The sequence below is a fragment of the Robiginitomaculum antarcticum DSM 21748 genome (assembly GCF_000365025.1).
GTDB classification, from domain to species: Bacteria; Pseudomonadota; Alphaproteobacteria; order Caulobacterales; family Maricaulaceae; genus Robiginitomaculum; species Robiginitomaculum antarcticum.
In genome coordinates, this window is the sequence record NZ_KB823011.1 from 1096355 (window position 1) to 1120912 (window position 24558).

At 51.3% G+C, this 24558-nt stretch carries 25 protein-coding genes; 9 read left to right on the forward strand and 16 right to left on the reverse strand.

Annotation, left to right across the window (positions count from 1 at the left end):
- The first annotated feature begins 28 nt into the window (after positions 1-28).
- Positions 29-769, forward strand: a complete 741-nt coding sequence (locus H142_RS0105210; RefSeq protein WP_156811893.1) for an ABC transporter ATP-binding protein — start codon at positions 29-31, stop codon at positions 767-769.
- 156 nt (positions 770-925) lie between these two features.
- Here the strand turns inward: H142_RS0105210 and H142_RS14430 are convergent, their stop codons facing one another.
- Positions 926-3013 carry an acyltransferase family protein gene (locus H142_RS14430; protein ID WP_051048545.1) on the reverse strand — a complete coding sequence of 696 codons (2088 nt, stop codon included), beginning with the start codon at positions 3011-3013 and terminating at the stop codon, positions 926-928.
- Between the two features lie 88 nt (positions 3014-3101).
- Between H142_RS14430 and H142_RS0105220 the strand changes: the two genes are divergently transcribed.
- Both H142_RS0105220 and H142_RS14435 read left to right on the forward strand, forming a co-directional pair.
- The gene (locus H142_RS0105220; protein WP_083898937.1) at positions 3102-4025 is read left to right on the forward strand and encodes an NAD-dependent epimerase/dehydratase family protein; all 924 of its coding nucleotides are present in this window, start codon (positions 3102-3104) and stop codon (positions 4023-4025) included.
- Between the two features lie 47 nt (positions 4026-4072).
- Positions 4073-5113, forward strand: a complete 1041-nt coding sequence (locus H142_RS14435) for a glycosyltransferase family 2 protein (RefSeq protein WP_017931052.1) — start codon at positions 4073-4075, stop codon at positions 5111-5113.
- Positions 5114-5285: 172 nt separating this feature from the next.
- Here the strand turns inward: H142_RS14435 and rfbA are convergent, their stop codons facing one another.
- From rfbA to H142_RS0105260, 7 genes are all read right to left on the reverse strand, one after another.
- Positions 5286-6158 (reverse strand): glucose-1-phosphate thymidylyltransferase RfbA, encoded by an 873-nt coding sequence (gene rfbA / locus H142_RS0105230; protein ID WP_026147811.1) that lies wholly within the window; start codon positions 6156-6158, stop codon positions 5286-5288.
- 10 nt (positions 6159-6168) lie between these two features.
- Positions 6169-7137, reverse strand: coding sequence for a dTDP-4-dehydrorhamnose reductase (gene rfbD, locus H142_RS0105235; RefSeq protein WP_169331808.1), 969 nt, complete (start codon positions 7135-7137; stop codon positions 6169-6171).
- Complete coding sequence (gene rfbB / locus H142_RS0105240; RefSeq protein ID WP_017931055.1) at positions 7083-8132, reverse strand: dTDP-glucose 4,6-dehydratase; 1050 nt, start codon at positions 8130-8132, stop codon at positions 7083-7085. The genes rfbD and rfbB overlap by 55 nt, the downstream gene beginning before the upstream one ends.
- A gap of 292 nt (positions 8133-8424) precedes the next feature.
- On the reverse strand, positions 8425-9045 hold the full coding sequence (locus H142_RS0105245; protein WP_233341579.1) for a hypothetical protein: 621 nt from the start codon (positions 9043-9045) through the stop codon (positions 8425-8427).
- 9 nt (positions 9046-9054) lie between these two features.
- A complete protein-coding gene (locus tag H142_RS0105250) occupies positions 9055-11316 on the reverse strand; it encodes a xanthine dehydrogenase family protein molybdopterin-binding subunit (RefSeq protein ID WP_017931057.1) in 2262 nt (753 codons plus the stop codon).
- Positions 11317-11319: 3 nt separating this feature from the next.
- Positions 11320-11787 carry a (2Fe-2S)-binding protein gene (locus H142_RS0105255; protein WP_407689919.1) on the reverse strand — a complete coding sequence of 156 codons (468 nt, stop codon included), beginning with the start codon at positions 11785-11787 and terminating at the stop codon, positions 11320-11322.
- A gap of 90 nt (positions 11788-11877) precedes the next feature.
- Positions 11878-13272: a mechanosensitive ion channel family protein gene (locus H142_RS0105260; RefSeq protein WP_033314805.1), complete on the reverse strand. Its 1395-nt coding sequence runs from the start codon at positions 13270-13272 to the stop codon at positions 11878-11880.
- A 179-nt stretch (positions 13273-13451) separates the two neighbouring features.
- Between H142_RS0105260 and H142_RS0105265 the strand changes: the two genes are divergently transcribed.
- Positions 13452-14480 carry a CaiB/BaiF CoA transferase family protein gene (locus H142_RS0105265; RefSeq protein ID WP_017931060.1) on the forward strand — a complete coding sequence of 343 codons (1029 nt, stop codon included), beginning with the start codon at positions 13452-13454 and terminating at the stop codon, positions 14478-14480.
- Positions 14473-15681 carry an FAD-dependent monooxygenase gene (locus H142_RS0105270; protein ID WP_017931061.1) on the forward strand — a complete coding sequence of 403 codons (1209 nt, stop codon included), beginning with the start codon at positions 14473-14475 and terminating at the stop codon, positions 15679-15681. Before H142_RS0105265 ends, H142_RS0105270 begins: the two co-directional genes overlap by 8 nt.
- On the opposite strand, the gene H142_RS0105275 is transcribed toward H142_RS0105270, so the two are convergent.
- The 5 genes from H142_RS0105275 to H142_RS0105295 are packed head-to-tail and all read right to left on the reverse strand — an operon-like array spanning position 15678 to position 19025.
- Complete coding sequence (locus tag H142_RS0105275; RefSeq protein WP_017931062.1) at positions 15678-17282, reverse strand: GMC family oxidoreductase; 1605 nt, start codon at positions 17280-17282, stop codon at positions 15678-15680. The genes H142_RS0105270 and H142_RS0105275 overlap by 4 nt on opposite strands.
- Positions 17283-17290: 8 nt before the next feature.
- Entirely contained in the window at positions 17291-17785 is a 495-nt protein-coding gene (gene moaC / locus H142_RS0105280; RefSeq protein ID WP_017931063.1) for a cyclic pyranopterin monophosphate synthase MoaC, read from the reverse strand.
- Positions 17786-17789: 4 nt separating this feature from the next.
- Positions 17790-18323: a molybdenum cofactor biosynthesis protein B gene (moaB, locus tag H142_RS0105285; RefSeq protein WP_017931064.1), complete on the reverse strand. Its 534-nt coding sequence runs from the start codon at positions 18321-18323 to the stop codon at positions 17790-17792.
- Positions 18324-18773, reverse strand: coding sequence for a molybdenum cofactor biosynthesis protein MoaE (locus H142_RS0105290; protein ID WP_017931065.1), 450 nt, complete (start codon positions 18771-18773; stop codon positions 18324-18326).
- A complete protein-coding gene (locus tag H142_RS0105295) occupies positions 18774-19025 on the reverse strand; it encodes a MoaD/ThiS family protein (RefSeq protein WP_017931066.1) in 252 nt (83 codons plus the stop codon).
- 152 nt (positions 19026-19177) lie between these two features.
- Here H142_RS0105295 and H142_RS0105300 point away from each other — a divergent pair, with 152 nt between their 5' ends.
- Positions 19178-19369, forward strand: coding sequence for a hypothetical protein (locus H142_RS0105300; protein ID WP_017931067.1), 192 nt, complete (start codon positions 19178-19180; stop codon positions 19367-19369).
- A 76-nt stretch (positions 19370-19445) separates the two neighbouring features.
- On the forward strand, positions 19446-19718 hold the full coding sequence (locus H142_RS0105305) for a hypothetical protein (RefSeq protein WP_017931068.1): 273 nt from the start codon (positions 19446-19448) through the stop codon (positions 19716-19718).
- Here H142_RS0105305 and H142_RS16175 read toward each other — a convergent pair.
- The gene (locus H142_RS16175) at positions 19699-20253 is read right to left on the reverse strand and encodes a nucleotidyltransferase family protein (RefSeq protein ID WP_017931069.1); all 555 of its coding nucleotides are present in this window, start codon (positions 20251-20253) and stop codon (positions 19699-19701) included. The genes H142_RS0105305 and H142_RS16175 overlap by 20 nt on opposite strands.
- On the reverse strand, positions 20250-21116 hold the full coding sequence (locus tag H142_RS14445) for an XdhC family protein (protein WP_017931070.1): 867 nt from the start codon (positions 21114-21116) through the stop codon (positions 20250-20252). The genes H142_RS16175 and H142_RS14445 overlap by 4 nt, the downstream gene beginning before the upstream one ends.
- A 69-nt stretch (positions 21117-21185) precedes the next feature.
- Between H142_RS14445 and H142_RS14450 the strand changes: the two genes are divergently transcribed.
- Entirely contained in the window at positions 21186-21989 is an 804-nt protein-coding gene (locus tag H142_RS14450) for a sterol desaturase family protein (protein ID WP_017931071.1), read from the forward strand.
- Between the two features lie 654 nt (positions 21990-22643).
- Here the strand turns inward: H142_RS14450 and gshB are convergent.
- Entirely contained in the window at positions 22644-23591 is a 948-nt protein-coding gene (gene gshB / locus H142_RS0105325) for a glutathione synthase (RefSeq protein WP_026147815.1), read from the reverse strand.
- Positions 23592-23749: 158 nt separating this feature from the next.
- On the opposite strand from gshB, the gene H142_RS14455 reads away from it, so the two are divergent.
- Complete coding sequence (locus tag H142_RS14455) at positions 23750-24397, forward strand: fasciclin domain-containing protein (protein ID WP_017931073.1); 648 nt, start codon at positions 23750-23752, stop codon at positions 24395-24397.
- Positions 24398-24558 lie beyond the last annotated feature (161 nt).

The following is a 24558-nucleotide window of genomic DNA, read 5'->3' on the forward strand; positions in this document are numbered from 1 at the left end:
AAAAATCCGCTCCAAAGATAAGGCGCCGATGGTAAAAAAATCAATAGTACTCGACGACTCTGATAACTATCCTAGAATCATCGCTAAAAATCTTGAAGTCACATATCCATTGGGATCTTTTAGTGCTGTGAAGCGGAACAGGACTGGTTTTAAGGCCTTGGATGGTATCAATTTCGAATTGAAAGCTGGGCGTCGGCTCGGGCTTTTAGGGCGTAACGGATCGGGCAAATCAACGCTATTAAGAACGCTGGCTGGTGTGTTTCCACCAAGCGGTGGAACACTTGATATCAAAGGGGAAATTGCGTCGATTTTCAATGCGACATCAGGATTCCTCCCCAACGCCACAGGCCGTGAAAATATTGTTTTACGGGGCTATATGCTGGGTCTTGATTATGATGAAATCAAGGAACTCATTCCGGGCATCGTTGAGTTTTCTGAGCTTGGGGACTGGATTGATCAGCCAATTTATCAATATTCGAGCGGTATGACACTTCGGCTCGCCTTTTCAATCACTACCGCTTTAAGAAGCGATATTCTCTTAATGGATGAATGGCTTGGTGCCGGCGACGCAGAATTTCTCGCCAAAGCTCAAAAACGTATGGACGAAATGGTGGAAAATGCCCAAATTATCGTTTTAGCATCGCATAATATGCCCCTGCTCTCCCGTGTCTGCGACACATGCCTTGTCCTTTCTGACAGCAAGGTCATATTTTCCGGAAATACGAAAGAAGCGATAAAACTCTATCGGGGTGTCAGGGATGGAGCTTAAGCAATTCCTATGCTCTGACATGAGTAGGCCGGCTTTTTATTTTAGTCTATACGTTATGCTATTCACACATGTTTCAAATATGTCACCGCTAAGGCTCAGCTTTAATCTGCGAACCTAAGGTTCTGACGTTATATCTAAAGTCAGAACCTCATAGGGCTAAAATTCAATCAAGCTAATCAATTTTGTTTCCAATGCCGGAGCAAGAGTCCGCGCATAGGTTGCCGTAAGGTGATGTTGATCACGATATACGAGAACATTTCCGATAATCACCGGACAGACCTCTGACATACACAAATTTTCAGTCATATCAACAAACGCCGAGGTCGGCGTCAATTTTGTCGCTCTTAAAACTGAGCCGCCGCGACCAAATGCGGCCTCACGCTTGACATTACAGACCGACCAATTTGGCAGGTTCGCCGCAATACAATCCGGAACGAGATCATCAAAACGAGGTGTTTCAGCCAGTGCGGCCACAGGAATTGAGTTCTGGCCAAGCTCATTCCAATAGGCTGCCGCTCCCGCAGCAAGTTGAAAGTGACTCTCTTCTTTTGACTTTGCTCCAAATGCATTATGATTAAAAATTTGCGCTGCCACAACCAGGTCCGGGTTAAGGGCAATGATTTGACCCTGAACCTTTGAGCCCCAGACTTGACATTCATCATAGCGGTCTCTGCCCCGCATCAAAACAACCTTGTTGAAGGCACAAGAGGACTTGGTATAGCTTACCAGTGTCCAATTTCGTTTTTTAGCAATTTCTTTTAATGTCGGCAGCCATTGCGCAGCGTGCGAATCCCCGACAATGACAACGGTCTTTGTAGTCTCATCGGATACCCGGTCGCGTTTTTCCATTCGAACCTGCCCGTATGCGCCTGCAATCGGTATATATATACACGGTGTAGGTTCAACGTCTTGAAATTGTGTATGGCATTTATCGGTATAAACAGTTGCAATATCTTTACGGGCATCCTCCAGCGATGGAATGAAAGCAGGATAAGTGACCGGCAGCTGATCTACAGGCATGCCTATAGCCGCCGCTCCGGGGTAATCGCTCTGAATTTGAGGGGGGTTATCCACTTGAATATTATCACTATTTCCTCGCGATACCAAGATGAGCAAAAGACCCGCAATAATGCTAAGGGCCATAAAAAAGGTACCGAGGAGGTATGAACTAACTTTAGATTTAAGGCGATGTGAATTGCGCAGGGGGTTTTCTAGAAGATGGGTTGAAGCCGCGGCCGCCAAAACGGACATTCCGATGACCGCTAAGCCAATAATTGCCGTCATTTCAGAGCCAAATAATACAATAGCAAAAATAACAAGCGGCCAGTGCCACAAATATAATGAGTAGGAGATATCGCCAATATAAGTCAGCGGTTTCAAGGACAGCACTTTTTGTACAGGCCCGTCGTATTCGTCGGTTGTCGACATGCCTGCCCATAGTAAAACGGCAACGCCGAGAGTCGGTATCAAGGCCATATATCCCGGAAAAGGGGTCGATACACTGTATAAATATCCCGTTATCAAAATCATTAGCAAGCCCATGATCGATAACGGTGTACGTAAGGCGGCGGGAACACCAAAATATGGAGCCAGACAGGCCAGCGCCCCCCCAAGAGCCAATTCCCAAATCCGTGTGTGAGTAACGAAATACGCTGCGGCCGGGTCGGCATCTGTAATATATATCGAGGACGCGAGCGAGGCGGCAAATATTAAAATGAGCAATATAGATAATAATGCCCGTAAACTTATACGGACATATTTAGAAATAAATACCATGACAAGCATTATGATCGGCCAAAATATATAGAACTGCTCTTCAACAGATAGCGACCAAAAATGCTGTAACGGGCTTGCCGGTTTGTCCGCTGTCAGATAATTTGTGGATTGGAAATGCAGATACAAATTTTCAACATAGAGCGTACTTGCAATTATCTCCCGACCGGTGTCGGCCCAGCGCGTTTGTGGAAGTACAAAATATGCGATCACTGCCGATAGAATCAGGACAAGGGTCGCCGCAGGCAATAGCCTTCGAATGCGTTTCCCATAAAATGCTATTGCGTCAAACTTTCCGTCCCGTTCAGTACCTTTTAGGATCAATCCACAAATAAGAAATCCTGAAATAACGAAGAAGATATCCACCCCGATATAACCGCCCGGCATTAGTGCGGGAAAGACATGAAATACCAGTACAAGTATAACGGCAATCGCTCGCATACCTTGAATATCAGTTCTAAATTTATGCATCTAAACCATTCAATATAAAGATTTTCTACTAGCGATTAAGCTGGCGACTCTATACGATTAGCTTAAACAAAAATCTACAGGTGAATTTATGTTGGTTCTCTTCGGAGGTACCGGATTTATCGGGCGTCATCTCTGTGAAAGAGCCCATGCAAAGTCCTTCAAAGCCGTTGCTGTTTACAGGCAAACTGCTTCTGATTTTCTAAACGTGTATGCGCCCAGCGTCGAGGGCTGCCGAGCGGACAATTCGGATCTTGATAGCTATTTGAAACAGGCCAAAACGGTCGTCTATCTCGCCAACACGTCCAAACCTTCCACGGTCGATCAAAGTGTTTCGGATATCGTGTCAGGTGACTTAAATAATATTATGAATTTTACCCATAATTTGTTTGATATTAACCCAGATTGCCAGATGATTTATCTTTCAAGCGGGGGGCAGATTTATGGCTCTACAGAACCGCACCCCATACCCGAAAGCACATCAACGCAGCCGGTCACACCATATGGACTGGGGAAACTATTAAACGAGACAAGTTTAGATTTTTTCAGAAATTTTGGCGGTGCCAACATTCTGTCTCTCAGATTGGCCAATCCCATTGGTCACTGGCAAGTCGGGACATCTCACGGCTTTGTTTCAGCCGCTGTGAATGCCTGCCTCCTTAAGCAGGAGCTGACTGTTTTTGGACAAGGCGGCAACGCACGCGATTATTTTGATGTCGACGATTTTGCTAAATTCATTGGCAAATTGCATCATACAAGCAAAACATATTCAGGCACATATAATATAGGAAGCGGGACAGCCCACACAGAATGTGATATCATTAATATCATTAAAGAGCAGTTGGGACGAGATATACGCGTTAAATTTGCTCCCGCACGGGGGTTTGATCTCCCTTACGCAGTTTTGGATGTGACGCGCGCAAGGACAGATTTGGGTTGGTCGCCAAAAACGCCACTCACCCAAAGTATACAAAAGATTGCGCGCGCTGTTGAGCATTCTGCGCAATTGGTTTGAAAGGCTAGAATGCCAAGCCCTAACACACACCACAGCAGTCTGAAGAAATGACTAAACCCAATGAGAAATGGGCGAGAATTGTTATTGTTTCTTATAACAGTGGATCTGACCTTCAGACCTGTATTGACAGCTTGGCCGCGCAAACCTGTCAGGACTTTGAAGTCACTGTTGTTGACAATGCTTCACCTGACACAGCCATTCGTGACCTGAAACTTCCAAATGATCGTTATGAAATTTACTACTCAACGGATAATATGGGCTTTGCCAAAGGCAGCAATTTAGGTGCCAAATTTGCCCGGACAGAGTGGATAATTACCTTAAATCCGGATGCATGGCCGGAGCCGGAGTGGTTGGATACTCTCAAGACGGCCAGCACCGCACATCCTGCTTTCAGCATGTTAAGCACGACCCTCTTACAAACGAACGAGCCCACCAAACTGGATGGTATAGGGGATTATCTGACAATTTTTGGCGTAGCAAAATCGTCCGGATGGGGTCACCCTAAATCGTCTGCCCCGGCACACCCAGTTGAAGTGTTCGGACCTTGCGGGGCTGCTGCAGGCTATCGCCGCGATATTTTTGAAAAATGTGGAGGTTTTGACGATAGCTTCTTTTGTTATCTAGAAGATGTCGACCTAAGTTACAGATTGCGGTTATACGGAGAAAAATGCCTTTTATGTCCCGATGCCCGCGCCACACATGTGGGTTCCAGCTCGACTGAAAAACATTCCGGATTTAAATTCTATCACTCTCATAAAAATAATTTTTCACTCATTATCAAAAACACTCCACTTGTGCTCCTTCTGGTTATGTTGCCTTTATTCTTGGCCAGCCAAATATGGATTATCTATAGGAATCGGAACCACCCTAATTCGGACGCTAGAGTAGCCGGATTCAAAGATGGAATGAAATCAATTCCCGGCATTATAAAAAAGCGACGACGCGCAATATCCGGACGCCAAATCGGATCATGGAATCTTGCTAAGAGGCTAAGTTGGACCATTGGGTCTGCTCGCGAATCCGCTATCGTATTTTGGCCGATAGAAGCGACTAAGAAGTCTGAAATATATCTGGACACTCCTGAATAATGATGCACAGAGATACTAGTCTTTAATTCTCAGTATTTCTTAGACATCAAAACTTTATCGCTGTGATAAAGTTGAGATAACAATCGCACTTCCTAATCACATGGAAAAGACTCAGGGATAGATCGGCTGGCCATAGGTATTCCTAAAGCCGCATAAAAGGGAGTCTGAGCGTTTAATCTTTCAAACATTTAAGAAGGTATTTTCCATACCCGCTCTTTAGTAGACTTCGGGCTAGTTTTTCAACTTGTTCGGCGTCAATCCATTTATTCTCATAAGCGGCAACTTCAGGGCAGCAAATGCGCTTGCCTTGTCGTTCTTCAATCACACTCACAAACTGAGAGGCCGCGAGAAGGGATTTATGGGTACCCGTGTCAAGCCAAGTTGTCCCCTCATCGAGCAGTTCAACTTTCAATGCGTCGTTATCAAGATAGAGTTGATTGAGTGCAGTGATTTCGAGTTCGCCTCGCGCCGATGGTTTAACAGTTTTCGCCAGTCGGGTCGCATCGGAATCGTAAAAATAAAGTCCTGTTACGGCGTAATTCGACGCGGGATTATCAGGCTTCTCTTCCAAAGAAACGACTTTATTATTATTATCGAAGCCAACAACACCGTAACGGGATGGATCTTTGACCTCATATCCAAATACCGTAGCACCACTAGATGATTTTGCAACGCGTCGGGTAATCTTAGTAAAATGTTGTCCAAAAAACAGATTGTCTCCCAAAATCAATGTGCAATCAGATCCGTCTAAAAAGTCTTCCCCAATAATAAGAGCCTGTGCAAGTCCGTCCGGAGACGGTTGAACGGCATATTGGATCGACATTCCCCAGCGTTTTCCATCACTCAAAAGACTTTTAAACGCAGGCATATCCCCGGGCGTGGTGATGATGAGAATTTCCCGGATGCCCGCTTCCATCAGGACGGTCAGCGGATAATAAATCATCGGCTTATCAAACACAGGAATAAGCTGCTTAGAAACAGAAATTGTACTTGGGTGGAGGCGTGTGCCACTTCCGCCAGCCAAGATTATGCCTTTTCGAGTCATACGAAACCTCTTAATTGGTTTTTTGCCACTCATCTATGGCAATTTGTAGGCTGGAACGCCAGTCCTGCATCTGTGAATCAAACATCATTTCATAATTCGATATGTTAAGCGCTGAGTAAGATGGTCTTTTTGCCGGAGTAGGATATTCCGACGATGGAATATTATGCACAGTCATATTTTTCTTGAGGTAAGGTTTAGCGATTTCGAATATTGCGCGAGCAAATTCAGCCCATGAGATAATTGGTCCTGAGCCGCTAACATGATAGGTTCCTGTATATTTCACGCTATCAACGCTTATATTTTGGGCTGCTGATAGACATGCAGCAGCCAAATCTGCGGCATATGTCGGTCTCCCGAATTGGTCACAAACGACGCTTAATTCATCCCGGGTTTCTGCCAGACGAAGCATAGTCGTGAAGAAATTTTGACCCTGCGCATCATAAACCCAAGAGGTTCTCAAAATTACATAGCCGCAGCCCGAGGCTTTGATGGCTTTTTCACCAAGAAGCTTCGAGGCCCCATAAACATTCAGAGGATCCGCGTCTTGTTCAGGCATGTAAGGCAAGCGGCTTTGACCGTTAAAAACATAGTCTGTAGAAATATGCACAAGTGGTATGTCTCTTTTATTACAATAATCGGCTATAATACCGGGCGCAGTTCCGTTAACAGCGAATGCCTTTGCTTGATCTTCCTCCGCGCGGTCAACCGCGGTGTAGGCTGCTGCGTTGATAATCACATCCACATGATCAAATTTGGATAACGCATCGCGCAAATCCTCAGGGTCAGCGGAAAGATCAAGTGACTGTCGATTGAAAAACGTAGTGAGACCGCTTCGCGCAGCCTGAGACTGCGAGATTGCTCTGGCCAGTTGTCCTGTCTCGCCAACAATGCCGATTTTTAAGCGCTGATTAATGCTGTATGACCTTATTTTTGGCCAAGTCTCTGTCCAAACATGCCATCCTTGAGGAGAGGACGCCACCAGTCTGGGTTCTCTAAGTACCAGTCAACTGTTTGGGCGAAGCCCTCATCCCATTTAACGGAGGGCGTCCATCCCAACTCATCTTTGATTTTTTCAGCGTTGATTGCATACCGACGGTCATGACCCGGGCGATCCTTTACAAAGGTAATAAGTGAACTTGAGTTTTTGACTGCGCCTACTCCTTTTTCGTCAATTAATCGGCAAATTGTTTTCACGAGCTCTAAATTCGTGCGTTCATTATCACCGCCAATATTATAGGTTTCCCCAGTCTTTCCTTTTTCCAAAACTGTCAACAGTCCGTCAGCATGATCATCAACATAAAGCCAGTCGCGAACATTGTCGCCCGCTCCATAAACCGGGATTGGCTCGCCATGAAGGGCTTTGAGAATGACAACAGGAATGAGTTTTTCAGGGAATTGATAAGGCCCGTAATTATTGGAGCAATTGGTGATCACTGTTGGCAACCCGTAAGTGCGTGCCCAAGCCCTTACGAGATGATCTGACGCTGCTTTAGACGCTGAATAAGGAGAGCTTGGATCGTAAGAATGTTCTTCTGTAAACGCAGGGTCTTCCATAGATAAATCGCCATAAACTTCGTCAGTAGAGACATGGTGAAAACGGAAAGATGATTTCGAGTCACCTTCCAGACCTTCCCAATATCGCCGGCTTTCATGTAATAAATTAAACGTGCCCACAATATTTGTCTGAATGAAGGCGCCCGGCCCATCAATTGATCGGTCGACATGTGACTCGGCTGCCAGATGCATAATGGCGTCGGGTTTATGCCTGCTCAGACAAGACCGAACAGCATCTGCATCGCAGATATCAATTTTCTCGAACTGATACCCTGTTGTGTTTTCTATAGATGTGAGGTTCTTCAGGTTCGCTGCATAAGTCAGGCAATCCACGTTAATAACTTCAAAGCCTTTTTTAACGGCCTGCCTTATGACAGCAGACCCAATAAAACCCGCTCCACCTGTTACAACAATTTTCATGTAAAACTCTTTCGTGAATTTTAGCTTAGTATTCTGCTCTGCGGTCGATTGCAATTACGTAGCAGCGCAAAGTAAATACCTCATATTTTACAATGCGCCAGCCCGCAGGTGTGTAAATATCTGCTTCGGCGTGAACTGAAATTCATGTCTGGCCTTATTCATTACCGTGATTTTACGAGAGCGATAGAATTCTTTTGGTCCCACGAATGTTTAGGGATATGGGTCAAGAGCGCGCGATAAAAACACGGTTAAACAACAACAAACCTACCTGCGATAAACTTGAGTGATAAACTTACTCAGACGAACTTTCGGTGGGGCATGGCGCGCCGGTATTCATCCAGGCAGTGAAAAAGCCCGCCGTTTGCGCGATTGAATACGGCGCAGGATCACGGCCTTTGGACGGTTTCCAGCCGGAATGCACCAACTCATCTTCGCGGATATGGGTGGAAATATCGGCCAGCGTGCGGTTGCCATTACGCTCGGGATCCTTGATCTGCGCGCAAATCTGGGCGGAACTGCGACCGAACCACACCATCTCTTTGGGCGCCAAAAGCCAGACATCCGCGCCGGGCGGGCCACCCTCGGTTTGAGAGCTTTTCGGCCCGTGGCAACTCGTGCAAAGCGCGCCGGGCTGTCCGGTTTGATTATCGGGATCGCCGCCGACAAACATAGGGTGTTTGATCGGTTTCATATCGCCATTACCCATCCACATGGGACGCCCGTCAGCGACATGACAGCTGGCGCAGCGCGGATGCGAGAAGACCTCGTGCACTTTAGCCCAGTTTTTGAGGCCTTCAGCTTTAGTTTTAGCGTCTATCGGCGCGGGCGTGGCTGTGTCTTGAGCGCTAATCGGCGCAGTGACACATAGCATTGAAACACCAAGCGCGAGGGTAACGAATATCCGGCGTGTCATAGGCATACCCTAAATAAATTTAACATGATTGCGCAGCGGCAGGTCGCGAATGCGTTTGCCGGTCAGGGCAAAGACAGCATTAGCCAGAGCGGGCGCTGCGGGCGGCGTTCCGGGCTCGCCAATCCCTCGGACCTTTTCGCCATTTTCTAAAATGGCGACTTTAACGCTTGGCGCTTGATACATACGCAGGGAGTCATAATCATGGAAATTACTCTGTTCCACATAACCGTTCGAGATTGTAATTTCCCCAGTCATAGCGGCAGCAAGGCCGAAATTCATGGCCCCAAAAACTTGCGCCTCAATATTGCGTGGGTCCAGCGCTGTGCCGACATCAACGGCGGCAAATGCCTTATCGATCTTGATACCGTCATCGGTTTGCAAAACCTCGATGACTTCAGCAGTCGGCACGCCGAACGACAGGCAAAACGCCACGCCCCGCGCGCGATCCGGCAAGAGCTCGCCGCCCCAGCCTGACATCTCTGCGACTTTTTCCAAAACCTTGCGGCTGGGCTCGTGAGTGATTTGCGAGAGCCTGAACTCGAGCGGATCGACGCCCGCCTCATGCGCCATCTCGTCAATCATGCTCTCGAGGAAGAACGCATTTTGCGACGCCCCGACTGATCGCCATGATCCGATCGGCATCATCACAGGCGGGCGGTGGCCCCGCACCCGGAAATTGGCGAAGTCATAAGGCTGATCCCATGTGCTTTGAACAATTGTGGCATCAGGCCCCGGCATAGACAGGCCTATACGTCCAAATTGAGAGGACAAAATTGACGGTGCCGCGAATTGCGAGTCCAGTGCCACCAGTTTATCGCCGTCAAGTTTCGCTCTAAAGCGCGCCATAGCAAGCGGGCGATAGGCGTCATATTGCGTATCGTTTTCGCGCGAATAGGTCAGTTTAACAGGCGTACCTTCAACCGCCTTAGCAATATGAATCGCTTGTTTAATATAATCCATTTCAGCACGCCGTCCAAAACCGCCGCCCATTAACGTTGTATGGACATGGATATTCTCGACAGAGAGTTTCGTAATAGCCTTGGCTTCTTTGACGATTTGTGTGGGCAATTGGTTTCCGGCCCACACATCCAAGCGGCCGTTTTTAAGTAACGCTGTCGCATTCATCGGCTCCATCGTGGCGTGGGCCAGATAAGGCACTTTATACTCACGCTCAATAATATTACCTTTGGACAAAGCCGTATCAACGTCGCCGTCATTGCGATTCTCGCTATCACTATCACCCGCGAAGGATTGCGCTAATGCATCGAATTGTCCGTCAGTTGTCAACGGATAGGATGGCGGCTCATAATCAACCCGAATCGTTTTAGCCGCCTGCATGGCATTCCAAGTATTTGTCGCCAGCACAGCGACACCATCCGGAATTTTGACGATCTGTTTGACGCCAGGCATAGTTTCGGCCTTGGAAGCGTCATAGCTTTTGATCGGATAAAGAATATGCGGGCCCATTTTCACACTGGCAAACAGCATATCGGGAAGGCGCACATCAATGGAGAACTGTGCCGTTCCCGTTGATTTAGACGCCATATCCAAACGCGGCATGGACTTGCCAAGATAGCGCCATTCGGATTGCGGTTTTAATTTCGGTTTTTTGCGCAGATCGACCTGCGCCGCCTCCATCGCCAAATCAGTATAGGCAATGCGTGTTCCGTCCCGGGTGACGACCGCGCCCTCTTGCGTGACAAGCACATTAGCGGGAACGCCGAGGCGCTGCGCGGCAGCCTCAATAAGCGCGCCGCGCGCCGCAGCGCCGGCAAGGCGCATTTTCATAAATCCGTCGGGAATCGAACTTGACCCGCCGGTTATTTGCATCGCCAGGAATTTACCTGCCCCTTTGGCAATCACGCGCATACGTTCTGCGGCGTCGGATATATCTATTGCCGCGTAGGGGAGGCCCTCTTCAAGCACGGCTTGATTGAGATAAGCTTTTGCCGGCGGGCCGTGTATGACGCGTATATCGTCCCACGCCATGTCCAGCTCTTCGGCAACCAGTGCGGCCAGCGTGGAGTGGATGCCCTGCCCCATTTCGGCGCGCGGCGTAATAATAGTTACGCCGTCAGCGTCAATTTTAACAAAGGGCGTTAGCGCGGCTTCGCCCTCTTTCAAACCCTCCGCCAGCGGATTTCCATAAGGCGTTTTATAACGCCAAACACCAAAAGCGACGCCGCCGGCAACAGCCAAAGATCCAACCAAGAACGTGCGGCGCGCGATTTTACCGGCGCGGGAACCTTTGCTTTTTTGTTTACGGGCCATAATCTAACCCTCCGCCATCAATTTGGCTGCAGAATGAACCGCGGCGCGTATGCGCGGATAGGTGCCGCAACGGCATAAATTACCCGACATGGCTTGATCAATTTGCATATCCGTGGGGTCCGGCACTTCGGCAAGCAGAGCCGCTGCCGTCATAATCTGTCCGGATTGACAATAGCCGCATTGCGCGACCTGGTTATCAATCCACGCCTTTTGCACGGCGTGCAGAGCTTGCGGATTACCGAGACCTTCAATGGTGGTGATTTCGCCGTCAACTTCGCCTACGGGATAGGAACAGGACCGCACGGCCTGTCCGTCAATATGCACGGTGCAGGCCCCGCACATGGCAATGCCGCAGCCAAATTTTGTGCCTGTCAAACCAAGCTCATCACGCAGCACCCATAATAGCGGCGTATCGTCCGTCGCCTCTGTAACCGTCTTCTTTTGTCCGTTAACGACTAAATCGACCATGATGTTTCCCGTACTTCGCGCGACGTTAACGCTAACCTACCCTGTTACACCGCCCGATAACAAGCAGACATCAGCAACAGCCGTGACGGACGGCTATTCACGCGGGCGGTCTTTATCCAGCAAATCGCTGTCCGCTTCATTTTGGATTTCCGCTTCAATGCGGTCTTCCAGATGGGTATTTGGAGACACATCCATGACGTCGTCATGCGGCTCGACAGTGACCGCCGCAGGCTTTTGTGGCTTTGGCGGGGCAGGTTTTGGCGTTTTTGATTTGTCAGGCTCAGGCAATTGCGTAAGCCGTCCCTCCAACGCTGATAATGTGCCCGCATCAAGGCGCAGGCGGTAGATAGGCTCTGGCAGGGTAAAGCCTTGCTCCTCAATTGTGTCTTTAGCGTCTCTGATGGCCAGGCTGCGCGCTTTACCGAAATTAGTCTCTTTCTGATCGATCCACGCCATAAACTTTATGACGATATTTGAATCGCCCACCGTTTCAATCACGGCATAAGCTTCGGGGTCATTGAGCACGAAAGGCAATGCCCGTATGGAGTCCAGTCCCGCCTTCATGGCCGCGACCGGATCGTCCGCAGCGTCAACACCAAGCTCAAACTCAAAACGCCGCTCGGAATTAGTCGTATAGTTCAGAATGATGCCTTTAAACACGTTCGAATTGGGAATACGAAGATGATTGCCCTCCAACGTCATCAAAATTGTCGCCCGAGACGTCAGGCGCACGACAATGCCTTCATGCTCATTAATCACAACATGGTCCTTAGCCCGAAAGGGCTGGCGAAGGCTGAGCATGATAGAGGAAATATAATTTTCCATAGAATCGCGAACGGCAAAACCAATAGCAAGGCCGACAACCCCGGCGCCGCCCAGAAGTGTCGTAATGACCGCCCCGGCTCCTAACAGTTTGAGCGCGAAAATAACGCCTATGACAACAAAAATAATCCGAACGGCCTGAGCCATTAATTCAGCCAGAAACGGATTAGGGGCAATCTTTGCCCAGATCGTTTTGCGGCGCGCCAGAAACCCGCCAAAGAGTGCGAATATTGTCGCAATTATTAGACTAATGGCAATAAGGGGCAGCGCCTTGATTGCGCCTTTAATAAAACCGCGAATTTGCGTCACCACAGGGGCCACATTATCACGCACGGCTAGCGTTCGGGTTATATTATCCTGCACAGCAACAACGCTGTCCATACGCTCGGCTAGGCTTTGCGCTTTTTGCGCGCCGGCCTCATTGGCGGTCTCCCCGCCCAGCGTCACGACGCCTTCATTAACGGTCACAGTCACCGCGCCGAGGTCATCCAGTTCAGCAAAAATATTCTGGAGGCGTGACTGTATGCGCTCGTCTACTGCCGCGCTATCCACGAAGGTTTCAATCACCGGCGCAGGAGAGCTGTCATCCGGCGGCGTTTGCGCGCTAGCCTCCATCCCTACAAGACTTGAAAAAACTAAAAACCAGACCGCTAGAAAATATCGCATTATTAAGTCTCATGAACAGAATGAATGTATCAGCTTAAAATGATTCGACTATGTAATCAGAGTTTACATGACTTTGTTCCGCGCGCTGCGTCAATTTCCGTTAGCGGCCATGCGGATAAGCCATATTGTGCATTGCGGTCTGCGGTTTATATAGACAACACTCACAGGACATCTGACTTATGAACACGCCCCTTTCCGGTCTTAAAATTATTGAAATCCAATGTCTTGGCCCCGCGCCCTTTTGCGGGCATTTGCTGACGGATCTGGGCGCGCAAGTGACGTTAATCACACGCCCGACGCCTTCGCTAAATTTGCCTGGCGGGGCGGGGCTGGTTGACCGCGAGAAACACGCCGTCCCGCTCAATCTGAAAGACGAAGACGACCGCGCCAAACTTTTAGAAATGGTCAAAGACGTCGATGCCCTGATTGAAGGCATGCGCCCGGGCGTGATGGAGCGCCTCGGTCTGGGGCCCAAAGACATGGCCGCCGTGAATCCCAAATTGGTCTATGGCCGCGTCACGGGATGGGGCCAAAGCGGGCCGCTATCGCACGCGGCGGGGCACGATATCAATTACTCCGCCCTGTCCGGCGCGCTCTGGTATAGCGGACAACCTGACGGAGCCCCGCCCATGGCTCCGCCAACATTGCTGGGCGATATTGCGGGCGGCGCGCTCTATCTGGCCATTGGCTTGCTTAGCGGCGTCATGAAAGCGCGCGAGACGGGCAAGGGCTGCGTTGTTGATGCAGCTATGGTTGACGGCAGCGCGCATATGCTCAACCTGCTGCTCTCGCTCATGCCGATAGGTCAATTATCAGAGACGCGCGGGCAAAGCCTTGTCGACGGCCCGCATTGGTACCGCACATATGAATGCAAAGATGGCGGATCCATTTCCATCGGGTCTATAGAGCCGCAGTTCCACGCGCAGCTTCTCGCCGCGATGGGGCTGGAGGGTGACTCCGATTTCGCCCATCAAATGGACCGCAAACGCTGGCCGGAGTTGACGCAGCGCTTTGCCACGATCTTCAAATCGAAAACCCGGTCTGAATGGCAGGATATTATGGAAGGCACGGATATTTGCTTTGCGCCCGTACTCTCTCCGATGCAGGCGGCTAATCATCCCCACATGAAAGCGCGCGGCATTTACCGGCAGGAGCAGGGCGGACTTCGCGCTGCGCCTGCGCCGCGATTCTCCCCGCTTGATGGGTAGCCCGCCGCATATATTAATTGCGGGCGGCGGCATTGGCGGCCTGACCGCGGCCATCGCCCTGGCGCGTCATGGCGCGCGGGTCAGCCTATTTGAACGCGCCTCAGAGTTTGGCGAGATCGGTGCAGGGCTGCAGCTTAGCCCCAATGCTATGGCCGTCTTGTATGCGTTCGGTCTTGGCGATGAAATTAAAGCCGCTGCATTTGAACCCGAAGCGGGTATCTTGCGTGATTACCTAACGGGAAAGCCGCTATTGACGACAAAAATGCGCGGTGCTTATGAGGCGCGTTACGGACATGGCTATTACAACATTCACCGCGCGGATTTGCACGACATTCTGGTCAAGGCAGCGCGTGACAGCGGAGTAGCCCTGCATTTAGATCACGACGCGCAAGGCTACGCCCAGAGGTCTGATTTCATCTCCTTGCAAACATCTCAAGGCGAATATAGCGGGGATGCTCTCGTCGGCGCGGACGGTATAAAATCGGCTATCCGCGCGAAGATGTTAGGTCATAGTGAGCCGCGCTATACTGGATTTTGCGCGTGGCGCGGCACGGTAGCGACCAATGCGCTCCCCGAAGGCACACTCCCCAAAGCGGCCAATAACTGGCTTGGTCCGGATAAGCACTTCGTCGCCTATTATCTACGCGGCGGCGAGCTTGTGAATTTTGTCGCAATACACAAGCGTGAGGCTTGGAGCGACGAATACTGGACGCAAGACGCAGATATGACCGAGCTACGCGCCGCCTATCAGGATTGGGACGCCCCCGTCTGCGATATTCTAAACGCGTGTAAGCAGAGTTACCTCTGGGGGTTATCTGACCATCCCGCCCTACCGAATTGGACGGATGGACGCGCCGCATTGTTAGGGGATGCCGCGCATCCGATGCTGCCCTTTATGGCGCAAGGCGCAGCCATGGCTATTGAAGACGCATGGGTACTGGCGTCGAAAGTCCTCAGCCGTGACGCGCCTATGGCGTTTCGTTTGCGCGCCTACCAGGCCGCACGCTATCAACGCGCCACAATGGTGCAGGACATCTCACGAAATAATGCGAAATTATATCACGCCCATGACGCTATTGGTCTTGCCAAACGCGCTGTGATGTTGAAAACGGCAAGCCTGTTTCCGGCCGCTGCACATTCAAAATTTGATCCTGTATTTGGCGTCGATGTTACGAAGAGCCATCCTATTTGTCAGGTTTAAGCGCCCGCCGCCCGATCAGCCTTAATCATATCGGCGGCTTTTTCAGCGATCATAATGGTCGGCGCATTAGTGTTGCCGCTAATCAGATTTGGCATGATTGAGGCATCGACAACGCGAAGTCCGTCCAGCCCGTGAACCCGCAGACGATCATCTACGACCGCCATGTCATCATGACCCATTTTACAGGTTCCGACGGGATGATAAATCGTCTCTGCCCGCGCTTTGATATTGTCGCGTAGCGTGTCCTCATCCAGATTATCACCATCATAAAGCACGTCACCCCGCATATCGCCAAAGGCGTCAGAGCGCATGATTTGCAACATCGTTTTAGCGCCCTTCACAAGCTTTTCAAAATCACGCGGGTCAGAAAAATATGCCGGATCAATCATCGGCGCGTCTTCGGCATTGGCGCTATTCAGTCCGACGCGGCCGCGGCTATGCGGACGCAAGACGCAAACATGACAGCTATAGCCATGTCCCCAATGGGTTTTGCGGCCATGATTATCAACAATCGCCCGCACTAAATGAAGCTGAATATCCGGGCTGGGCTCGTCGCGATCCAAATATAGAAAGCCTCCGGATTCTGCATAATTAGACGTGTACAAACCTTTACGCTCTTTGCGATAGGCTTTGATTTGTTTGGGAGTATCCATAAAACCGCACAAAGAAAACCCAAGATTATCAATATCTTGAGATTTATAGTTCACTACGTAATCTATATGGTCTTGTAGGTTTTCACCCACGCCGGGAAGGTCATGAATTTGCGAAATCCCGTATGGGGCCAGCTTATCTTTTGGCCCAATACCCGAGAGTAGCAAGAGTTGCGGCGACCCAAATGCGCCGCCACACACTATAACTTCGCGTCGCGCTTTAAGTGTCCGCGCTGACTTGCCAATCTTCACCTGAACCCCAATGGCGCGTTTATCTTCGAACAGGATTTTTTGGGTTTGAGCCTGCGTGATAATGATGAGGTTTGAACGCTCCATATTCGGGTCAAGATAGGCGCGCGCCGTGGACCACCGTTCGCCGTCTTTTTGCGTCACGTCATAGAGACCAACGCCCTCTTGGTTTGCGCCGTTAAAATCATCGTTCATGGGAATTTGAAGGGCGCTGCAGGCCTCTAAAAACCGTGAATTGATTTTGCCCGGACTGCGCAGCGCCGCAACATTAAGCGGACCGCCGGAGCCATGATAGTCATCAGCGCCCGCTTCTCTGTTTTCGGCTTTTTTGAAGTATGGAATCACGTCGTCATAGGCCCATCCCGCATTACCCTGTGATGCCCAATTATCATAATCCGCGCGGTGTCCGCGAATATAAATCATGGCATTTGCGCCTGACGATCCGCCCAGCATTTTACCGCGCGGTTGATAGGTTTCCCGATTGTTTAAATGCGTCTGCGGGATGCTTTCATATTCATGGTTGCGGCCTTTGAAATGGCGCTGCAAAACGGCCATTGCGGGGACGGCTACAGTGAAATGATTATGGTCTTTTCCGGCTTCTAAAACGCAGACCGTGACCTCAGGGTCTTCGGATAAGCGCGCGGCCATGACGGCCCCTGCCGAGCCTGCGCCGACGATGACATAATCATACTCCGTGTCCATATTCCCCCCTATGAGGACGCGTCGTCGCGCGCCCAATCCCCGGACTTTCCGCCCGTCTTTGTGTTGAGCTTAATGTCTGAAATCACCATAGATTTATCTGACGCTTTGAGCATATCGTATAACGTTAAAAGCGTAACCGATACGGCGGTCAGCGCCTCCATCTCTACCCCGGTTTTTCCTAAAGTTTTAGTTGTAGAAGTTACATTAATACATTGTTTTTCATCATCTATATTTATAGAGACCTGTACATTAGACAGCGGCAAGGGGTGACATAAAGGTATTAAATCCGACGTTTTTTTTGCGCCCATTATACCCGCAATTTCAGCTACGCCGATCACATCGCCCTTGGCTGCCGCGCGGTTTTTGACCAGCGCCAACGTGGCCGCCGACATGGATATCGTCCCGCTCGCCACGGCGACGCGCGACGTATCGACTTTGCCGGATACATCGACCATGACGGCACGGCAATCGGCATCAAAATGGGTTAACGGATCAGTCGCCATACGCTTAGCGCTCCGACAATCGCGGCATCAATTCGACCAAATTGCAGGGCTTGTGCCGGCTATCAAGTTGCAAGCGGATTACTTTTTCCCACCCGTCTTTGACCGCGCCGTTAGAGCCGGGCAGACAGAAAATAAATGTATTATTGGCCAGTCCCGCACAGGCGCGGCTTTGCAGCGTCGACAGCCCAACACTCTCGTAACTTTTCATATGAAAGACAATCGAAAATCCGTCGAGCTCTTTTTCAAATAATGGACGTATCGCTTCCGGCGTGACGTCGCGCCCCGTCAGGCCTGTCCCGCCCGTGCTGATGACCACGTCAATATCGGGATCATCAATCCAGCTTTGAACCTGGGCCGCAAGTTTGAGTTTGTCGTCCGTCACAATTTTGCGCGCAGCAATAGAGTGTCCTGCCGCCTCAATCATGCGCTGCAGGTTCGCGCCGGATGTATCCGTGTCCATGGTGCGGCTATCCGATACGGTCAGCACCGCAATACTCACCGGGGTGAAGGTCAGGCTCTCGTTAATTCCGTGCGCCACTTATGTCTCCCATCGTTTTAAATCAGCTTTATCGCGCCCGCACGGTTCAATCCAGCGACTCGCGTCGGCACGGTATTCTTTCTTCCAGAACGGCGCTTCAGATTTGAGATAATCCATCACATAATCCGCCGCCTTGAACGCCTCGCGGCGATGGGTGGCGGCCGCCGTGACCAAAACGATTGGCTCTCCGGCCTGCATCTTTCCCACGCGGTGAATGACCAAAAGCCCGCTGAGTGCCCAGCGCGCTTCAGCCTGCCCGCAAATGTCTTCGATCTTGCTCTGCGTAAATCCTTCGAAATGCGATAGCTCTAGCGCGTTGACGCCATCCTCATAGCGAACCATGCCTGTAAAGCTTACAATCGCGCCGCAATCGCCCAGCGCCTTGCGGAACGCCGCTAAGCGCGCTTCCGGATCAAAGGCCTCGCCGCATATGTCAATTTGCGGGATCACTTAGCCGCCGCTCAGCGCCGACATAAAGGCGATTTCATCATCATTCCCGATCGTGACAGGCGCGCTGCCCATCACCAGCACTTGATTGACCGCCATGCGCGCCCCGGCCCGCTGCCATTGTGCTTCAAACCCCTCAAATGTCCGGCACAGCCAGAGCGAAAGGGCGGCGCTGTCAGAGACGCCGTCCGGCAAATCGCGGGCGAAGCCTTTACTGATATCTGTAAACCGTCCAAAAAAGAGAAACTGAGCCATAGCCGTTTTTGTGCCGCTTTCGCAGCGTTTTGGCTAGCTAAAAAGAGTTTTATCCCTGCATGGCGGGTGTTAAGCGATGTCATGATTTCTGTCTGCGAAGCGCTCCATCTATCTCTCAGCATCGCTCCGATTATAAATCGCAAGCGTGTCGCGTGGATAGATTAGCGGGCCGCATTGCCTGCCAAGATATCCATGCCCGCCTGACACAGCCGCCCTTTGATAGTTCCGCCATGGATGGCTACGCCGTCAAACTTGACGATGTCACCACGCAGGGCAGGACGCTCTCCATTATTGGCGAAGCGCCTGCAGGCGCGCCGTTTAACGGTGCAGTTGGCATCGGCTAGGCTGTGCGGATATTCACCGGAAGCGTCGTTCCGCGCGGGGTAAATCATATCGTCATTCAAGAACATGTGACACGTAATGGCGATATCATTACTGTCAATAAACCGGGCAAAGCTGCCGGCAATATCCGGACTGGCCGGACAGATGAGCAAGCTGACCGATATCGGCATCGCAAAACAGGCGCTGGACTATTGGCCTGTCCTGCCCGCCGTTTTGATCGGCGGATTAATCGGCAATCGCGTGGCCGCCCTGAAAATATCAGAATTGTGGCTGAAGCGCCTCACGGCCATTCTGATTTTATGCGTTGCGCTGCGTCTGGCTTTGCGCTGGATTAGCCTTGTGACAGCCTAGCCAGATCATCGCGCGTATCGACGTCACCGGCATAATATGCGTCCAGAGCAATCATTTCAGGCGGCTTTGCAAAAACATCCTTGCCGTTCTGCCCGGGCTCTAATGTGGCGAGCGCCGGTAGATCATTTGCGGTGAACAACGCCGGAGGCTGTGGCACGCCGCCAACACTCGTCATAGCGCTACGCTTACACTTTAGCACATCGCGGTAATGCGCGGATGGAACCAACGGCATATCGGACAGAGTGATTAGAGCGCGGTCCGCGCCATGAGATAAAGCCGCCTTGGCGCCCAACCGGATTGACCCCCATTGTCCGTCTTCAGGGGCGTCATTGATGACAATCCTATAGCCCTTGAATAGTGCCGCCCTCTGGTGCGTATCCGGCCCGGTCACAACATAGCGCGCGGAAAATTCAAACGGCGCGAGCGTATCAATGACGTGCTGCGCCAAAGACTTTCCATTCAATGAGGCCAGCAATTTATCATCCGTGCCAAAACGGCGGGATAGCCCGGCCGCGAGAACGATGAGCGCGGTCATAACAGATCCCCGTCTTGTGCCGTCTGAATAATTTGGGCGAGTATTGAAACGCCGAGTTGCCGGGCGTCACGCAGAGACGGGATTAGGCCGACCGGCCCGCGCACGCGGTCAATCTGCGCCGCGCTTATGCCCAATTCTGCCAGCCGTTCACGGCGGGCTGCCTGAGTCTGGCGGCTCCCCATGGCGCCAATAAAAAAGGCGGGGCCGCCCAGCGCAGCCTTGAGCAAGGGCAGCTCGTAATCATGGTCGTGAAACAGCATCACATGCGCCGTCCACTTATCGTCCCCGCGCCCCGGCAAAGATGTTCCGTTCAAATGCGTAAAGGCGATATCGCCAAGCGGCATTTTAAGCTCAATATCCGGCGATCCGGCATCGACCAGAAATCCGGACTCCGTCGCCAGCCGGGCAAGCGCGATAAGCGCCGCGCCGCGCCCCGAGATGCGAAGGCGCAATCGGGGATGATAGACGCAAGGGGACCCGAGTCCTAAATCCAGCGTCACAGCCTCGCGGTTTATGAGCCCCGCCAGCCCCTGACTCATAATATCGCGATCAGGGCCCGGAATAAGCGTCAGCGCAATCGCGCCGCCGCAGGGCAGGACAATATCAAAAAACGGTGAGCCCTCGCCATATATTAAATCCCTGCGCTCGCCATCCGCCAGCGCCGCTCGGGCCTGAGCGATAATATCGGCGTCAACACAGCCATTACTGACATAGCCCGCCATCCCGCCGCTCTCGGTGACCGCAAACAGCGCACCTTCCGGCCGCATTGCGCCGCCCGTCACGCGGGTGATGACGCCAAGGCAGACGTCATCACGCGCGCAGGCAAAGCGCAATATGTCTTCGGGATGGGCGGCATAAGTCATATCTCACCCTAATGCGGCATTACGTCATCGCCAATGGCCAAGCGGCGTCCGCGTCACTATATAGCCTCTATGGATTTTCTGATCTCACATGAAGGCGTGTTGCGTCTGGGTGTTTTTGCAGCGCTGTTGGCGGCTTTCATCATGCTGGAAACGCTATTGCCGCGCAAAGCGCGGGTCATGCCGCGCGCCCGGCGTTGGCTGACCAATTTTGCGATTGTCGGCGTTGATACGGTTTTGCTGCGTCTCATCTTTCCGTTGGCCGCTGCAGGGACGGCGGTATGGGCCAATCAGGCCGGGTTTGGCCTCTTCAATCTTGTTGCTTTGCCGCTTTGGCTCACGATTGTGGTCACCGTCATAGTGCTCGATGCTTTGATTTATGTGCAGCATATCATATTCCACCGCGTGCCAATTTTCTGGGCGATGCATAAGGTCCACCACACGGATCGCGATCTGGATGTGACCAGCGCGTTGCGGTTCCATCCGGCAGAAATTATCGTGTCGATGCTCTATAAGCTCGCCTGCGTTGCGCTGCTCGGCGTGCCGGTTGCCGCTGTGATCATATTTGAAATTCTTCTTAATGGCACTGCCATGTTCAATCATGCGAATTTACGTTTACCGCTCTGGCTGGATAAGGCGCTGCGTATAGTTTTAGTAACGCCGGATATGCACCGCGTCCATCATTCCGTCATCCCTAAGGAAACCAATAGCAATTACGGCTTCTGCCTGCCGTGGTGGGACAGGCTGTTTCGCACTTACCGCGCGCAACCCGAAGCCGGCCATGAGGGTATGATCGTCGGGCTTAAGCCGCATCAAGACGAGCGGCCCGCAAACCTGCTGTGGAGCCTGGCCCTGCCCTTTCGTCGCATGAAGTAACAATAGGTCCTTTGACGCACATCCCTTCTGTCATCCAGAGCCGCAAGGCGGCGAAGGATCCATGCCTGGGGGCCGCGTCTCTAAATAATTTTGCACGTAACAGAACCCTCTAGGAATTGATCCTTCGCTGCGCTCTGGATCACGGGGTGTTTGGTGTGTTGTTTATCTCAATATTTTTTCTCATTTTCGTTATAAGTAGGGCTGTCTGTGCGGGACTTTGGTAAACAGGAGTACCTGAGCTAAAAATGTAATTTCGTTTATCAAAGTTCCTGCCGGGCACGCGGATCGCTCCGCATGACCAACATGTGACCCTGAACTCTGCCCGGGTCACAGCACAGCAATGTCTCTGCCAGCGGCCATGAGCCGGGTTTCGCCGTTCTAGCTCTCACTGGCGGGAGTCACTACAGCTCGTTTAGCTGCAGCTCGGCCCAACACCGCCTCATCTCCAGCCAGCCAACGATCACTTGCCTGCCCCGTGAGATAAGAACAGCTTAAATATATATGAGGTTTGAAAGGCGGGGATGAATCTGTTTTCTGATAAGCGTTATCAACGGCTTATACGCAACGCGGCGTGGATATACAGTCGCGGCACCTGATTACGAAAAGAACGATTTTCAATCTTACAGTCGGTAAGTTTGCCCCCAACCTCGCCCTTTAAACCCCCAGCCGCCGTTCAATCGCGTCCCAGCACAGGGCGGCGGCGTCGATGCCGGAGAAGCGCTTTAGCTCCTGCACGCCGGTCGGGCTGGTCAGGTTGATTTCGGTCATTTTATCGCCGATGACATCAATGCCGACGAGGATTTGACCCCGCTCGCGCAGCATCGGGCCGATGGCGTCGCAGATGATCATATCGCTTTTCGTAAGCTCGGTCGGCAGGGCCGTCCCGCCGACATGCATGTTCGAGCGGGTCTGGCCTTCAAGCGGTTTTCGGTTAATCGCGCCGGCGGCTACGCCGTCAATAATGATGATGCGCTTATCGCCTTTGGACACGGCGGGCAGGAAGGCCTGCGCGATAATGGCTTCGCGCGAGCCGTCGAAAAACATCTCCAGTAAGCTGTCATAATTACTATCGCCCGCTTTAACGAGGAAGACGCCCGCGCCGCCATTGCCGAATAGCGGTTTAAGGATGATGTCCTTGTGTCTCTCGCGAAAGGCGTCAATTGCGGATTTGTCGCGCGTAATTAAAGTTTCAGGGATGAGGTCCGGATAATCCAGCGGGATGATTTTCTCAGGACAGCTGCGTACCCATTGCGGGTCATTGCAGACAAGCGTCTCGCCTTTCAGGCGCTCTAAAATATGCGCCGCTGTAATATAGCTCATATCAAAGGGCGGATCCTGGCGCATCCAGACAACATCAACATCGGTCGCCAAATTAAGGCGAACCGGCTCGCCAAGAATGGCGGGCGTGCCTTTAACGCGCTGCACCTGCGCCGGCCGCGCCAGCGCCTCAATCCGTCCGGCATTATAAGACAGCTGATCCGGGCCATAGGTATAAAGATCATAGCCGCGATCCTGCGCGGCTTCGGCCAAAGCGAATGTCGTATCGGCAGTGATGTCGACATTTGTGATCGGGTCCATTTGGAATGCAATTTTTAAAGTCATAATCGGAGGCATACAGGGTGATTTGCCGATGGGCAATCACGTAGCGCGCTGCGGTCACGCAGTTGTGAGGCAACTATCATAGTCCGGCACACGTATTATTTATATAGACGCGACGCCATATTGCTTCGCGCCCTAAAAATTATGACTAGGGACGATAAATGATACATTTAACGAAAATTCTCGCCGCAACGGCTTTGATGACAACGCTGGCGGCCTGTTCCGACAATAATAAGGACATGTCTGATGATACAAATATGGCCGCTGAAACAGTCGTTGTTGAAGTTAAGCCCGCACCTGTGGTGGCTGAACCTGAAATAATGGTTGCCAACCCGACCGTTGGCGGCGCGGCCATGTATGACTATAAAACCATAGTCGCCAATGCCTCTACAGCCCCGAATTTAACAACACTTGTGACAGCCGTAACGCAGGCGCAATTAGTTGAAACATTATCAGGCGAAGGTCCTTTTACAGTTTTCGCCCCGACAAATACGGCGTTTGGAAAATTACCTGCTGCCACGGTTAAAAGCCTTATGATGGATGAAAACCGTGCCGATTTGCAAAACGTTCTGACCGCACATGTCGTGTCCGGTAAAATTACAGCGACCGACCTGATTGCTAAAATCATGGATAATGACGGACGCTACACGGCCACCACCGTATCCGGTGACAACCTCGTCTTTTTCATGCGTGACGGAAAAGTCATCGTCGAAGATGAAAATGGCGGCACCGCCACAGTTATCACGGCTGACGTCATGCAATCCAATGGCGTCGTACACGTTGTTGATGGTGTTTTGGTCCCAAAATAGCCGTATTTGCAGGCTTCACAGAGTTGTGAGGCACCCAATACGCTCAACTGAACGTATTTATAACATAGACGCGCCGAAATATTTCGGCGCGTTATGAACTTTATTCCAGATAGGAAAATATAATGACTAATTTAACAAAAATTCTGACAACATCGGCCATG